The sequence below is a fragment of the Serratia sp. CC22-02 genome, from assembly GCF_900182895.1.
Lineage (GTDB): Bacteria > Pseudomonadota > Gammaproteobacteria > Enterobacterales > Enterobacteriaceae > Serratia > Serratia nevei.
Genome location: NZ_FXUD01000001.1, coordinates 561,402 through 576,355 on the forward strand (window position 1 = coordinate 561,402; position 14,954 = coordinate 576,355).

At 56.5% G+C, this 14,954-nt stretch carries 12 protein-coding genes and 1 pseudogene; 6 read left to right on the forward strand and 7 right to left on the reverse strand.

Translation table 11 applies throughout. From position 1 onward, the window contains the following. The first annotated feature begins 28 nt into the window (after positions 1 to 28). Positions 29 to 1,849, forward strand: coding sequence for a putative phage tail protein (locus QOL81_RS02705; RefSeq protein ID WP_087762684.1), 1,821 nt, complete (start codon positions 29 to 31; stop codon positions 1,847 to 1,849). Positions 1,850 to 1,861: 12 nt separating this feature from the next. Here QOL81_RS02705 and QOL81_RS02710 read toward each other — a convergent pair. Next, positions 1,862 to 3,117 (reverse strand): annotated as a pseudogene (locus tag QOL81_RS02710) (IS3 family transposase). Positions 3,118 to 3,295: 178 nt separating this feature from the next. Further along, entirely contained in the window at positions 3,296 to 4,054 is a 759-nt protein-coding gene (gene cutC / locus QOL81_RS02715; RefSeq protein ID WP_047730909.1) for a copper homeostasis protein CutC, read from the reverse strand. Between the two features lie 101 nt (positions 4,055 to 4,155). Between cutC and QOL81_RS02720 the strand changes: the two genes are divergently transcribed. Then, positions 4,156 to 5,304, forward strand: a complete 1,149-nt coding sequence (locus QOL81_RS02720) for a MalY/PatB family protein (protein WP_060423937.1) — start codon at positions 4,156 to 4,158, stop codon at positions 5,302 to 5,304. Here the strand turns inward: QOL81_RS02720 and QOL81_RS02725 are convergent. Next, positions 5,301 to 5,867, reverse strand: a complete 567-nt coding sequence (locus QOL81_RS02725) for a VOC family protein (protein WP_060423939.1) — start codon at positions 5,865 to 5,867, stop codon at positions 5,301 to 5,303. The genes QOL81_RS02720 and QOL81_RS02725 overlap by 4 nt on opposite strands. An 827-nt stretch (positions 5,868 to 6,694) precedes the next feature. Between QOL81_RS02725 and argS the strand changes: the two genes are divergently transcribed. After that, positions 6,695 to 8,425 carry an arginine--tRNA ligase gene (argS, locus tag QOL81_RS02730; RefSeq protein WP_060423941.1) on the forward strand — a complete coding sequence of 577 codons (1,731 nt, stop codon included), beginning with the start codon at positions 6,695 to 6,697 and terminating at the stop codon, positions 8,423 to 8,425. A 62-nt stretch (positions 8,426 to 8,487) separates the two neighbouring features. Here argS and murJ read toward each other — a convergent pair whose 3' ends face one another. The 4 genes from murJ to rimJ all read right to left on the reverse strand — a co-directional run bounded on the left by murJ (position 8,488) and on the right by rimJ (position 12,281). Beyond that, on the reverse strand, positions 8,488 to 10,023 hold the full coding sequence (gene murJ / locus QOL81_RS02735) for a murein biosynthesis integral membrane protein MurJ (protein ID WP_033647656.1): 1,536 nt from the start codon (positions 10,021 to 10,023) through the stop codon (positions 8,488 to 8,490). A gap of 106 nt (positions 10,024 to 10,129) precedes the next feature. Further along, the gene (locus QOL81_RS02740; RefSeq protein ID WP_197826982.1) at positions 10,130 to 11,050 is read right to left on the reverse strand and encodes a Gfo/Idh/MocA family protein; all 921 of its coding nucleotides are present in this window, start codon (positions 11,048 to 11,050) and stop codon (positions 10,130 to 10,132) included. Beyond that, positions 11,043 to 11,687 carry a YceH family protein gene (locus tag QOL81_RS02745; RefSeq protein ID WP_169318497.1) on the reverse strand — a complete coding sequence of 215 codons (645 nt, stop codon included), beginning with the start codon at positions 11,685 to 11,687 and terminating at the stop codon, positions 11,043 to 11,045. The genes QOL81_RS02740 and QOL81_RS02745 overlap by 8 nt, the downstream gene beginning before the upstream one ends. 9 nt (positions 11,688 to 11,696) lie before the next feature. Further along, positions 11,697 to 12,281: a ribosomal protein S5-alanine N-acetyltransferase gene (gene rimJ / locus QOL81_RS02750; protein WP_025159814.1), complete on the reverse strand. Its 585-nt coding sequence runs from the start codon at positions 12,279 to 12,281 to the stop codon at positions 11,697 to 11,699. 345 nt (positions 12,282 to 12,626) lie between these two features. On the opposite strand from rimJ, the gene mdtH reads away from it, so the two are divergent. From mdtH to grxB, 3 genes are all read left to right on the forward strand, one after another. Beyond that, a complete protein-coding gene (mdtH, locus tag QOL81_RS02755) occupies positions 12,627 to 13,832 on the forward strand; it encodes a multidrug efflux MFS transporter MdtH (RefSeq protein ID WP_060423950.1) in 1,206 nt (401 codons plus the stop codon). A 72-nt stretch (positions 13,833 to 13,904) separates the two neighbouring features. Next, the gene (locus QOL81_RS02760) at positions 13,905 to 14,153 is read left to right on the forward strand and encodes a hypothetical protein (RefSeq protein WP_048234303.1); all 249 of its coding nucleotides are present in this window, start codon (positions 13,905 to 13,907) and stop codon (positions 14,151 to 14,153) included. 127 nt (positions 14,154 to 14,280) lie between these two features. Continuing rightward, positions 14,281 to 14,928, forward strand: coding sequence for a glutaredoxin 2 (grxB, locus tag QOL81_RS02765; protein WP_197826980.1), 648 nt, complete (start codon positions 14,281 to 14,283; stop codon positions 14,926 to 14,928). The last annotated feature ends 26 nt before the right edge of the window (positions 14,929 to 14,954 follow it).

Sequence of the window (14,954 nt, forward strand, 5' to 3'; positions counted from 1 at the left end):
CGTGTTGCCAACCAACAGGAGAAATTTCATGAACAATATGATTAGTGTTAATAACATCAGTGAATTGCGTAATCTGACGCCAGTTACAGATGACCAGATTGTCTTTTTAGTTTCTCACACCCCCGGACATTTCACCGGCGGCGGCGAATTCTATTATGCGAAAACGGATACAACCAGTGCGGACAATAACGGTACCGTGGTGGTTACAACGGGAGGAGCCCGCTGGAAACGACTGGATCAGAAACTGACTTTCGATCACTTCGGCGCTGATCCTAGTGGCACTTCCACCTCTGACGCAGCAATCAGCGCGACATTAAACTATGCCGCGAGTTTAAAAAACAAAGTGGTCTATGCTTCGGAAAATGCTCAATATCTGCTGACCAGCACTCAACCTATCAACGTCGCTAATGGCATCACAGTCAGAGGATCCCGCCGCGGTCTTGCTCAAGGCCCTGCAAGTCTTACAAACAATGGCCCTAATCGGGCAGGCCTTGCGGACGATAGTGCTTTCATCATCAAAAAGCCGGCAGGTGCGGTTTGTTTCGCCTGCGATAAGAACGTTGTCTTTGATGGTTGGTCGTTCCTCTATCCAGATCAGAAATATACTGCCACCCAGCCGGAGGCGTTTGTTCCATACGGGGCCACCATTACCGCAACCGGCGCTCTGTCAGTCGCCAACTGCCGTTATGTAGGCGCCTATGATTTTGTTGAAGCTCGTGGAGAAGCCAACAACTTTGAGAATATCTACGGTTGGGCAGTACGCTGCGACTACAGGGTTTATGAAAGCAGGGACATCAACAGATTTACCAATGTTCACGTCAATGCCAACGTCGTGCGCCCGACAGAAAACGCGGTGACTGCCTCTATCGCTGTAACCGGTTCTTGTGCTTTCAATCTCGATCGCCACGACAATACGTTTATGGTGAATGTGTTCTCTTATGGCAAAAAGATCTTTATCAAAACTACAACACAAGGAACCTCCTATTTAGGCGGCCTTAGCCTGAGCAATTTCATGGCTGACAGAAATGGTACCGGAATTGATATCGACTCGGATTCCTCCGCCAATATTCAAATCGCCAACGGTTCTTATATTAATGACTATGGTGATACCGTTGGGGGCTTCCTGGTATTAAGAAAGTCTACTGGCCAATCAAATATCACCCCAGTGCAAATCAGCAATGTTAACTTCGCTACCGCTAATGGACCGAAGGGTTCACTCTCTCCTCAGGCCGTTCGCTTCGAAGCGAACGGCGGGTATCAACTTTCATTCAGCAACACCGTCATGCCAATGTGGACGAACGGCAGTCTGAACAATGAAGCGGGTTACAACATTCTTAGAGGCACACTGAGCATTGCGCAACGCAGCTACCAGCTACATGCGGCTCCGCTAAATTGTTTGACGAACAGCAATATGATCGCCATCGGTGCTGACAAACAGCCTGTAGGCTGGTTTATTGACGGAAATCTGACGGCGGATAGCAATATCCTGACCGCCAATGGAGATAACCCGGCTTATAAAGGTTTAGGTCAACGTATTCATCGGAGCATGGGACTGAGAACATTCTGGGCCATCGCATCCTCTATCGGCGATCAATCTACCGCGCAAGCTTCGACTGGCATTTGGGCCCGCTCGTTCAACGATAACTATACCGACACTGTCGAGAGCAATGAAGCTATTCCCTGGATACGCATCGGCAACCTTTACTACGCGCGTTTTGTCATGAACAACAATCGCACTATCCACGATATCCTGATCAATCCCGGAAATGGCAATAATGCGGTGCGCGTTTTAAACTGCGGCATTACTCCGGGCGAAGTCTTCAACTTCTCGCCCGATGCACAGCACTAATCATCCACATGACTAGTCCTGGCATAGGTTGACACTTTTATGCCTGTAAAACGCCTGATGCACCGCATCGGGCGTTTTATATTTTAGCGACTGGTGAGGCCGCTCTCCGTTGTAAATTTCTATCGATTCCCTCACCATCTTTCTTGCCTGCTCCAGATCTGCCGGGCGTGATAGCAAAAACTCCGTCTTTAGTATCCCGTTCACCCTTTCCGCCAATGCGTTCTGATAGCAGTCATAGCCATCTGTCATTGAGCATATTAGCCCGTATTTTTCATGGATTGACTGGTAACCTGCTGAACAATATTGTATTCCACGGTCCGAGTGATGGATCAGTGGCTGAGTCGTTTTTCTCTGCTTTAAGGCCTGTTTCAGAACCTGCACGACATTGTCAGTACGCAGATCGCTGTGTACATGATGGCCCATTATTTTCCTTGAGCAGGCATCCGTTATCAGGCTCAGATAGACCATGCCATTCCGGGTTGGCAGATAGGTAATATCTGCTACCCATACCTGTTCTGGTCGCCTGACCACCACCTGTTCCGGTCCCGTTTTTAATAAATTGGGATGTCGCCGAAAACGATGATGGCTGTCCGTTGTTTTATGGTACGCCCGTCTGACTGGCACCAGCAGCCGGCGTTCCTTCAGCAGAGAGAACAACCGGTCACGTCCGACATGCAATCCATCATCTGATTGTTTATTCAGTAGATAATGCGACTTACGGGTCCCGATACGCGCCTGACGTACTCTTATCGTTTTAACAAAATCGACGATCCGGACATCACGAGCCCGCTGCTTACTAAGCCGTGTATTGTGCTGATATCAGGCTTGTCGGCTGTGTCCCAGGAACTGACAGGCCCGGGTAATGGTTATTTTTTGGGGCTGTTTTTGCGTGAGGACTTGCCTGGCCGCTTTTTTATGACACTGATCCCATAGTCATTTTTCAGCACGTTAACGACAGCATCCAGGAACTCCGCTTTCTGGGTGACCAGCTCAAGCTGTTCTTCAAGTTCCCTGATCCTTTGCTCAGGAGTTAAAGGGGCAGACGGTTGGCTCATGGGCAACTCCCGGCTGGAGAGAGAGGGAAGACCTGGGGCCCAGTTAAGGTGGCCATGCTTGCGTAACCAAGTCAGAACGGTCGAACGTCCCTGAATACCATAGCGCAGTTGAGCCTGTTTGTAGGTCATTTCGCCTTTTTCAACCTGCTCAACAACAGCAATTTTAAAAGACAAAGGATAGTCGCGTTGTGTGCGTTTAAACTCGGCCATTATCACGTTCTCCGGATTTAAGTCGAAAACGTGTCAACGCTATTCAGGACGGGTCAAAGACATAAAAAAAGCCCCGGCAAAACGCCGGGGCCTGGTACTTGCGCGATCGCCGAGAGCTCAGTGACACGCAAAGGGGTCTTACGGCCCGGAAACCGGTTTTCAAACGCGGTTAGCTGCGTGATTATGCGCTTTGCGCCAGGGGATCAACCAAGGCCAGCGCGTTTTTCATCGCCTCCACCATTTCGCCATCCACGCAATAATGGCTAAATTCGTCAAACTCGTTATCGGAGCACATGGTGACGCCCGCCTTGCGGTAACGCATGGTCGACGGTACCAGATGGCCGGAAGAGCTGTGCAGTTCATGCAGACCGATGTCGACAAACTTGTGCAGATTGCTGAGGCGCACGCCGGCACCCGCCATGATCACCGGGCCGTGACTGGCCTGGCGCAAATCTCGCAGCAGCGGCAGGCCCAGTTCGGCGTTCTGCTGTTGGCCGGAGGTTAGAATGCGCGCTACGCCCAGCTCGGTCAGTTGTTCCAACGCCACCATCGGGTTCTGGCACATGTCGAACGCGCGATGGAACGTCACCGCCATGCCCTCGCACAGCTTCATCACTTCGCGCATGCGCGGCAGATCGATGTGCCCTTCTTCGTCCAGCATGCCGACCACTACGCCGGGGAACCCCATCTCGCGGATCTGGCGGAGATCCTGTTTGATCACCTCGAAATCCACCGCGCCGTAGCAGAAATCGCCACCGCGAGGACGAACGATCGGATGCACCGGGATCGCCACCCGCTCGCGCGCCAGACGCAGCGTGCCATAACTCGGCGTCAATCCCCCCTCGCTCTGGCTGGCGCACAACTCGATACGATCGGCGCCTGCCCGTTCGGCCGTCAGCGCGCAGTCGACGCTAAAGCAACAAACTTCCAGTTTTATCATTGTCACCCCCAGATAACGGCCAACATACGGCGGCAATTGTTCATTTCTTCATTTCTCACGTAGGCTCATGCTTAGGCATAAACCGGCTCAGGGTTGTAACTATGGCATTCAATTTTGATCAATGGGTAGACCGCAGTCACAGTGACAGCGTTAAGTGGGATAAATATCGCGACCGAGACATTATTCCGCTTTGGGTCGCCGACAGCGATTTCACCTCGCCGCCGGCGGTGATCGAAGCCTTGCAGCGTCGCGTGGCGCACGGCGTATTCGGCTACACTCACCCATCCCCTGATCTTATTGAGGTTTTTACCCGCCGCATGGTAGAGCGCTACGGCTGGCACATCAAGCCTGAATGGATCATTTTCCTGCCTGGGCTGGTATGCGGCCTGAACCTGTGCGTGCGTGCCTGCACCGAAGAACACCAGAGCACGCTGGCCCCCTCTCCCATTTATCCGCCGTTCCGCAAAGCGGCCAAATTCGCCGGGCGTAAGCACCTCTCAGTGCCGCTAACGGCGGTAGGCCAACGCTGGGTGTTGGACTTCCCCGCGATGCGTGATCGGCTTAGCGGCAACGAGAAGCTCCTGTTGCTGTGCAACCCGCAGAACCCCGGTGGCACCGTTTATCGCCGGGATGAGCTGTTGCAGCACCATCAGTTCGCTCGCGAGCACGATTTAATCGTCTGTTCCGATGAAATCCACTGCGAGCTGCTGCTTGAACCCGGCGTGCGGCATACCCCTTTTGCTACCCTGAATGACGATGCGGCCCAACGCAGCGTGACGCTGATGTCGCCGTCAAAAACGTTTAATCTTGCCGGGCTGGGCGCTTCACTGGCGATCGTTCCCAACGAAGCGCTGCGACAAAGGCTGAAACGCGCGCGCAGCGGCATCGTGCCGGAGGTCAATCTGCTGGCGCTGGTGGCGGCACAGGCGGCTTATCAATACGGGCAGCCCTGGCTGGACGAGCAGCTGATTTATCTACGTGCCAATCGCGATCGGCTGATCGAGCGCATCAACGCCATGCCGGGGTTGACGGTTTTGCCAATCGAAGCCACCTACCTGGCGTGGATCGATTGCAGCGCTTTACCGGTGGACAACCCGCATCAGTTCTTCGAACGCGCGGGCGTAGGATTAAGCGCCGGTTTGGATTTCGGCGATCGGCGCTTTGTGCGGCTTAACTTTGGTTGCCGGTGGGCCCTGCTCGATGAAGCGCTCGATCGCATGGCGCGAGCCTGTGCGGCACTGCCCGGCTAACCTTGTTCGCTGGCGACGATATCTCGAATGGAATAAGGATGAAACTTTATCGTCACCGTTCCGTCGGTGATGGCCAGCGTCGGGTTCGGTAGCCGCTCGCCCTCGCCTTTTGGCGAGCTTTGCTTCAGTTTGATCCCCGGGGCCAGCAGCGCTTCATCGGCAAGGTAGCTCAACGCCCGGGCGTGCAGCGTCTGTGGATCGCCACTGAGCACTAATTCGACGTGTTCCCAACCTTCGTGCGGATAGCGTTTCTCCCCGGGATACGGCAGCTCGACGCAGTCTATCTGCCACGGCCCCACGGCCAGCGGCTGCGACAAATCGAACAGACAGATAGGTCGCCCGTTGATCATCGACTCGGACAGCAGTGTCCCGCACTGCATCAGCCCCTGGCGCCAGCGTTCGGCAGTGGCGTTCTGATGACAGCGCAGAGAGATGTGATCGGCGGTAAACGCGGCCAGATCAAGCCGCAATTTGGCGGCAAATTGATGCAATGCCTGCTCGAAACGCGGCAGGTCGAGCACCAGGTCGTCCAGCTCGGCAATGGCCTGCAAGGGGGTGGTCATAGAAACCTCAAAACAACGGAACGCATGTGAAACGCCGTAATTTACACGGAGGCGACAGCGCTCGCCAGCATTGCGAGGTTTTTCGGTTGCCGTTCAGAATGATTTTCGACTGTGTGCATGGGGAATAGAAACCTGAGAACTTATTAATATGACAGCTTATAAAATCAACAAAAAAATAAAAAATAACATTTTTCGCAGTTCATTAAACCCTTTTATCATGACGCAAGGATTTAAGTTATTTTACACAAAATCGTACATGGCATGCAGGTCAAACTGATTGAATAGGTTGGCTTACTGAAGTCTTTCCCACTCATCAAAGCCGCACAAAACACGATACTCAACCCATTGTAAAAAAAGACAATAAAATCCAAAAACTGATAAAAACCTAAGGATTATCTTAATTTAACACCGAGCAATTGATTCATCGAGGCAACTCAGCTACTTTGGAGGAAATTTAAATTCGAGATGATCATTATGTTATTGCTGACGATATCCTTGGTGTTGATAATTATCGCCGTATACGCCATCTACCGTCATTTCAAATCACGCAGCGGCAACACGCTGGATGCCGGTCGCCGCAATAAAAAGCGCTAGCTTTGCAACTCTCCCCTTCGTACATTCTGTCAGGTCATTCTGCTTTCACCTTCCGGCCATCAACGCGCCGCACCCGACAACAGTTTCATCGCTGCGGCCGCGCCAACTGCTGACGGGCTCCGTCAGATCGGTTACAATCGCAGGCTGTTTTGTGGAGGCCGCCCATCGCGCCCGCCACCGTTGAATCCCACAGGGGTTGGCTTCAGCCCCTCGTTCGTCATTAAGGTAACCCGGTGAATATTCAGGTTCTTCTTTCAGATAAAGTCAGCCAGGCGCTGATCGCCGCTGGCGCGCCAGCCGATTGCGAAGCGCAGGTCCGCCCATCCGCCAAGGCGCAGTTTGGTGATTACCAGGCCAATGGCGTGATGTCCGTCGCCAAAAAGCTGGGCATGCCACCCCGTCAACTGGCGGAAAAAGTGGTGCAACTGCTGGATCTCGGCGACGTCGCCGCTAAAGTGGAAATCGCCGGCCCCGGCTTTATCAACATTTTCCTGAACAGCGACTGGGTCGCGCGCCAGGCCGATCGAGTGCTAAACGCACCGAAACTGGGCATCGCACCGGTTGAGCCGCAAACTATCGTTATCGACTACTCCGCGCCGAACGTGGCGAAAGAGATGCACGTCGGCCACCTGCGCTCCACCATCATCGGCGACGCCGCGGCACGTACCCAGGAGTTTCTGGGCCATAAAGTGATCCGCGCCAACCACGTCGGCGACTGGGGCACCCAGTTCGGCATGCTGATTGCCTACCTGGAAAAAATGCAGAATGAAAACGCCAGCGACATGGGCCTGTCCGATCTGGAACAGTTCTACCGCGAAGCCAAGAAGCATTACGATGAAGATGCCGAGTTCGCCGAACGCGCGCGCGCTTACGTCGTGAAGCTGCAGGGCGGCGATCAGTACTGCCTGAAAATGTGGCGCAAGCTGGTCGACATCACCATGGCGCAAAACCAGCTGACCTATAACCGCCTGAACGTCACGCTGACCGAAGACGACGTGATGGGCGAAAGTCTGTATAACGCGATGCTGCCGGGCATCGTCGCCGATCTGAAAGCCAAAGGGCTGGCGGTGGAAAGCGAAGGCGCTACCGTGGTGTTCCTCGACGAATACCAGAACAAGGACGGCGATCCGATGGGCGTCATCATCCAGAAAAAGGATGGCGGCTACCTCTACACCACCACCGATATCGCCTGCGCCAAGTATCGCTACGAAACCCTGGGTGCCAATCGCGTCCTGTATTACATCGACTCCCGTCAGCATCAGCACCTGATGCAGGCCTGGACCATCGTGCGCAAGGCCGGTTACGTGCCGGAGTCCGTCTCGCTGGAACACCACATGTTCGGCATGATGCTGGGCAAAGACGGCAAGCCGTTCAAAACCCGCTCGGGCGGTACGGTGAAGCTCTCCGATCTGCTGGATGAGGCCATCGAACGCGCTGAACAGCTGATCGCCGGCAAAAACCCGGACATGCCGGAAGACGAAATGAAAACCGTGGCCCGCGTGGTCGGCATCGGCGCGGTGAAATACGCCGATCTGTCGAAAAGCCGCACCACCGACTACGTCTTCGACTGGGATAACATGCTGGCCTTCGAAGGCAATACCGCGCCTTATATGCAATACGCCTATACCCGTGTGGCATCGGTATTCAAACGCGCCGGCATCGACGAAACCAGCCTGACGCTGCCGCTGACGCTGACCGAAGAGCGCGAAATTGCGCTGGCCACCCGTCTGCTGCAGTTCGAAGAAGTGCTCACCACCGTCGCGCGTGAAGGCACGCCTCACGTCATGTGCAGCTACCTGTACGATCTGGCCGGCCTGTTCTCCGGTTTCTACGAGCACTGCCAGATCCTGAACGCCGACAGCGAAGAAGTGCGTCAGAGCCGCCTGAAGCTGGCGCTGCTGACCTCAAAAACGCTGAAAACTGGTCTGGATACGCTGGGCATCGAAACCGTCGAACGCATGTAAACTGCGCCGCCCAGAAAGCAAAAAGGTCGCCCAGGCGACCTTTTTTTACGCTTGCCTTTGGCTCAGGCGACCCGGCGAGCAAAATCGCGCGGGCGGAAGCCCAACCCGGCCAGCACGCCAAAGTACGCCACCACACCGGCCACCACCACCGCAGCCAAGCGCAGCAAACGCTCCAGCATGTTGCCCTGATCCCAGGCAGGCATCAGCCACATCGCGCCAATCAACACGGCCGACATCACCAGCACGGCGATCACCAGCTTGGTGAGGAACAGCGCCCACCCCGGCTGCGGCTGGAAAATCTTCTGCTTGCGCAGTTGCCAATACAGCAGCGAGGCGTTCAGACATGCCGCCAAACCGATCGACAGCGCCAGGCCGGCATGCTTCAGCGGGCCAATAAACGCCAGGTTCATCACCTGCGTCATAATCAGCGTAATGATGGCGATCTTGACCGGCGTTTTGATGTCCTGCCGCGAATAGAAGCCCGGCGCCAGCACTTTAACCACGATCAGCCCCATCAGCCCTACCGAGTAAGCCACCAGCGCACGCTGCGTCATCGCCGCGTCAAAGGCGCTGAATTTGCCATACTGGAACAGCGAAACGGTCAGCGGCTTGGCCAAAATGCCGAGCGCAATGGCGCTCGGCAACGCCAGCAGGAAGCACAGGCGCAGCCCCCAATCCATCAGGCGCGAATACTCGTCGTGGTTGCCGCTCGAGAAGCTTTTGGCCAGCGACGGCAGCAGGATGGTGCCCAAGGCCACGCCCAGCACGCCGGAAGGAAACTCCATCAGGCGGTCGGCGTAGTACATCCAGGACACCGAGCCGGACACCAGGAACGAAGCGAAAATGGTGTTGATGATCAGCGAGATTTGGCTGACCGACACCCCGAGGATCGCCGGCCCCATCTGGCGCATCACGCGCCAGACCCCGGCATCGCCCAGCTTGAGGCGCGGCAATACCAGCATGCCGATCTTGCGCAGGTGCGGCAGTTGATACCCCAGCTGCAGCACGCCGCCCACCACCACCGCCCAGGCCAGCGCCAGCACCGGCGGATTGAAATACGGGGCCGCGAACAGCGCGAAGCCGATCATGCTGACGTTAAGCAGCGTTGGCGCAAAGGCCGGGATCGAGAAACGGTTCCAGGTATTGAGGATCGCCCCCACCAGCGACGCCAGTGAGATCAACAGAATATAGGGGAATGTAATGCGCAGCAGCGCCGACGTCAGGGCAAACTTGTCGGGCGTATCGGTAAAGCCCGGCGCGGTGATATAGATCACCCAGGGCGCGGCCAGCATCCCCAGCACCGTCACCACCGCCAGCACCAGCGTCAACAGCCCGGAGACATAGGCGATAAAAGTGCGCGTCGCCTCTTCACCCTGCTGGCTCTTGTATTCGGCCAGGATCGGCACGAAGGCCTGCGAAAATGCCCCTTCGGCAAAGATACGGCGTAACAGATTAGGGAGTTTGAACGCCACGAAGAAGGCGTCCGTTGCCATGCCGGCCCCGAACACGCGCGCGACGATTGCATCGCGGGCAAAGCCCAACACCCGCGAAAACATCGTCATCGAGCTGACGGCAGCCAAGGATTTGAGTAGGTTCATGTGGTTGTCTGATAGGTACCGTAAATATCAACGCCTGCAACAGCAGGCGTCAGTGAAACAATCGGCTCAGTTTACGCATCCGGAAAAGAATAGCTACCGCCATATGTTACATAGAGTTATCCCGCAGCAAACGCTCGACCACCCGCTGGGCGACCAGCGCCTGTTCGCCGCCGGTTTCCGGCGCGCTCTGGTTGGCGACGGCATTAAGGAAATGCCGTACCGCCCCGTCGAAGCCGCGTTGCACCAGCGTGCTTTGCCAGCCCGGCACCGGCTGTTCCAACACGCCCTGCGCATCTTCACGCTGCCAGTGGCGCATATCGGTCAACTGATACAGCGCGCCGTCGGTCACCGCCTGCACGCTTTCACGCTGGCTGCCGCCCCGGCGATGCATGCTGGTCGTCACCTGCGTGTCGCCGCAGGCGAAGTGGTGCTCGGCATACAGCATTTCACCGGCGGCGTTGGCCTGCAAACGGCCGCTCAGCAGTTGCTCGCGCCCGCCCGCCAGCCACAGCGCGGTGTCCACCACGTGCAGATAGTCATCCAACAGGGTAAAACGCAGATCGTGCGGGCCGACGCTGTCCGTCCGATGTTTGTCCATGCGAATGGAAGCCGGCTGATTCATTTGCTGTTTGAGCTGCCGGTAAAGCGGCGCGAAACGGCGGTTGAACCCCACCATCAGCTTTTTGCCTCGCCGCTCGGCCAACTCGAGCAACTGCTCACCCTGCTCCAGCGTTTCCGCCAGCGGCTTATCGACGTAAACGTGCACGCCGCGGTTCAGCAGCTCGCCTATCACGGAAAAATGGCTGGCGGTGCTGCTGTGGACAAAAACCGCGTCGCACTGTTCGGCCAGGCTGTCCAGACGGGAGAAACAGGCCATGCGGTAGCTGTCGCACAGCGGCTGCGCTTTTTGCTGATTGGGCGAAAAACCGCCCACCAGCGTCCAATCCGCCGCCTGGCCGAGGATTGGCAGGTAAGCCTTCTGCGCAATACTGCCCAATCCCACCACGCCCACACGCAATTTAGTCATTCGCTTCCCTCGCCAACAGATGTTGCACCAGCCGTTTCAATTCCGATACTTCGTTTTCCAATGCGCTGACCCTGGCGCTCAGGTCGCCGTCGACCTCAGACTCAAGCGCCGCCGGCGCTTCATCAATCTGGCCGCTGAACAGGTGCATGAACCGGCTTTCGCGTTTGCCCGGCTCACGCGCCAGGCGCACCACGAACGGGCCATCTTCGCGCGTAGCCAGCTGCTGCAGCACCTGTTCGACCTCGCTGACATCGTTGAACTCGTGCATCCGGTTGGTGCGGGTGCGCAGCTCGCCCGGCGTTTGCGCGCCGCGCAGCAATAAGGTGGCGATCACCGCCAGTTCGGCGGGCGAGAGTTTCAGTTGGCCGAACTCGGAGTTGCAAAACCGCTGTTCGTACTTGACTACCCGGTTACCGAACCCGCTGAGGGTGCGCAGGAAATGTTTGCGCAGCAACAGATCGAGCAGTTGCTGCACTTCACTTTCGCTCAGATCCATTACCGGCTCGCGGTTGGTTTTTTGGTTGCACGCCAGGGTAATGGCGTTAAGCGAAAGCGGGTATTGGTCAGGGGTCGTGACCTGTTTTTCCAACAGGCAGCCGATGACCCGCGCCTCTTTGGCGTTCAATTCATATTTCATCGTTTGGCCTCAACGTGGGGGTAACCACTCTTTATTGGTGTATGCCGTCAAAACGTGGTCTTGCCACTTGCCGTCGATCAGCAGGTAATCCTTGGCGTAACCTTCACGTTCGAATCCCAGACGCGTCAGCAGTGCGCCGCTGCGCTGGTTGTGAGGCATATAGTTGGCCATGATGCGGTGCATGCGCTGTTGGCGCAGCATATAGCGGATAGCGGACTGCAAGGCTTCGAACATCAGCCCTTGCCCCTGCCATTTCTCCCCCAGCGAATAACCGAGGAAACAGGCATGAAACGAACCGCGCAGCACGTTGCTGAAGTTCGCCACGCCGCGCACTTCCTGCTCTTCCGGATCGAGCAGGATAAAATAGTAGGCGCTGCCCTGCTTTTGCATTTCGGTGATCATGCCCAGGCGCGCCTGCCAGCCGGAAGGATAACAGTGGCTTTCGTCGCGCACCGGCTCCCAGGGTTTGAGAAAGGTCCGGTTCTCAGCATAATAATCCGCCAGGCGATAGGCATCCCGTTCATGCACTAAACGGACCACCATCCGGTCGGTTGTAAGACGTACTTTTGGCGATGCAGAGCGATAGCCGAACATCATTTCCCCCGCAGTCAAAACGGTTCGATAAGAAGTATTTATTAGGAAGCCGAGCGGATCATTATCCTGTGCCGATCTTTCGCCATGGTTTTATTTTGCCAATAGCGCTGCAGAACTGCGCTTCCCTGCATTCAATATAACCGTAGCCCGCCCCCGAGGTAAAATCCCGGCCGCTCAGTAAATCGCCGAATACGCGTTTTACGGCGTTTTTCCGCCAATTTTGCAGCTCAGGTAACACCTTGACGATAAAAAAATATTATCTATGCCGCCCCTGTTGCCGTACGGGAATTGGGTAGAGAATGGAACGGCTGTCTCCCCTTCTTTCTTAATTGCTCATGGTGAAGCATGTCTCTGGTGTCGCAAGCGCGCAGCTTGGGTAAATATTTTCTGTTGCTCGATAACCTGCTGGTGGTGTTAGGCTTCTTTGTCGTCTTTCCGCTTATTTCGATCCGCTTCGTCGATCAGCTGGGCTGGGCGGCGCTGATCGTCGGCATCGCGCTGGGTTTGCGCCAGCTGTTGCAACAAGGGCTCGGCATCTTTGGCGGCGCCATTGCCGATCGTTTCGGCGCCAAGCCGATGATCGTCACCGGCATGTTGCTGCGCGCCGCCGGGTTCGCCACCATGGCGATGGCCGATGAGCCCTGGATCCTGTGGTTCTCCTGCGCGCTTTCCGCCCTCGGCGGCACGTTATTCGATCCGCCGCGCACCGCTTTGGTGATCAAACTGACCCGTCCGCACGAGCGCGGCCGCTTTTTCTCGCTGCTGATGATGCAGGACAGCGCCGGCGCGGTGGTCGGCGCGCTGATCGGCAGTTGGCTGCTGCAGTACGATTTTCACTTTGTCTGCTGGGTCGGGGCGGCGATCTTCGTGCTGGCTGCCGGTTGGAATGCCTGGTTACTGCCGGCTTACCGCATCTCCACCGTGCGCGTGCCGATGAAAGAAGGCCTGTTGCGGGTTCTGCGCGATCGCCGCTTCCTCACCTATGTCCTGACGCTGACCGGTTACTACATGCTGGCGGTACAGGTGATGCTGATGATGCCGATCGTGGTCAACGAAATTGCCGGTTCACCGGCGGCGGTGAAATGGATGTACGCGATCGAAGCGGCGCTGTCGCTGTCGTTGCTCTATCCGTTGGCGCGTTGGGGAGAAAAACACTTCCGGCTTGAACAGCGCCTGATGGCGGGCCTGCTGCTGATGACGCTCAGCCTGCTGCCGATCGGTCTCGCCACCAGCCTGCAGGGGGTCTTCACGCTGATCTGCTGCTTCTATCTGGGCTCGATCATCGCCGAGCCGGCGCGCGAAACGCTGAGCGCTTCGCTGGCCGATCCGCGTGCGCGCGGCAGCTACATGGGCTTCAGCCGCCTCGGTTTGGCGCTGGGCGGCGCATTGGGCTATACCGGCGGCGGCTGGATGTACGATACCGGACGGGCGATGAATATGCCGGAACTGCCCTGGTTGCTGCTCGGGGCCGTCGGTTTTGCCACGCTGCTGGCGCTGTACTGGCAATTCAGCCCGCGGCGCAACGCGTCGATGATGCTGCGCGGCGGTTAACGCCATAGAAATCCGGCCGAATCGGCAACAGCTGCTATCCTGTTAGTAAAAACCCCACAGGAGCCCGTCGGCATGATTGAAGAAGCGAAGTTACCGCAACTGCTCGAACATATGATACTGAACCTGCGCATGATTTATGCGCGCTCCACCCTGGTGGAAAAAGCGCTGGCCCACATCATCGCCAGCGACAGCGCGCTGAAAAGCGATATCATCAAACAGCTGCAGGTCGTCTCCGCCGCCAACGAGCGCGATCAGGTCGATCTGGAACAGGCCCGCATTCACCTGATCGATGTGCTCAATTCGGTACCGGCCAAGAAATAACGCCCCTCGCCCGCGCCTGTTGCGCGGGCAATGTCGCAATAACGCACCATCCAACACACGCGCTTCAAGACAGCCTCGGTAAGCTGTGGTAACTATTGCTGTTAAAACCTGACAACCCGGAGCAAGCATGAAACTGTTCATTTACGATCATTGCCCCTTCTGCGTTAAAGCCCGTATGATTTTCGGCCTGAAGCGCCAGCCGATTCGGCTGGTCACCTTGCTCAACGACGACGAGACGACCCCATTCAACCTGATTGGCACAAAAATGGTGCCAATCCTGATCAAAGACGACGGCGAAGCGATGCCGGAAAGCCTGGATATCGTGCGCTATGTCGATAGCCTGGACGGCAAGCCGGTGCTGACCGGTAGCACCAACCCGGCCATTGCCGAGTGGCTGCAGCGGGTCGGCAGTTACAGCGCCAAATTGCTGCTGCCGCGTATTGCGCATGCCGATTTCGAAGAGTTCGCCACCGACAGCGCCCGCCGTTACTTTATCGATAAAAAACAGGCGGCTATCGGTGATTTTGCCGAACATCTCGCCAACAGTGCCGATCTGATCGCCGAACTGGAAGCCGACCTGCAAGCGCTGTCGTCGCTGATCGTCTCCGCCGACGCGGTAAACGGCGAGCTGTCCGAGGACGACATTCACCTGTTCCCGCTGTTGCGCTCGTTATCGATCGTCGCCGGGGTTGCGCTGCCGGACAACGTGGAAGCCTACCGCAACCGCATGGCGCAGCGCAGCGAGGTGCCGTTGCTGCTGGATATGGAACAATAACGTTCGAGAATGACAAATAAGGACAT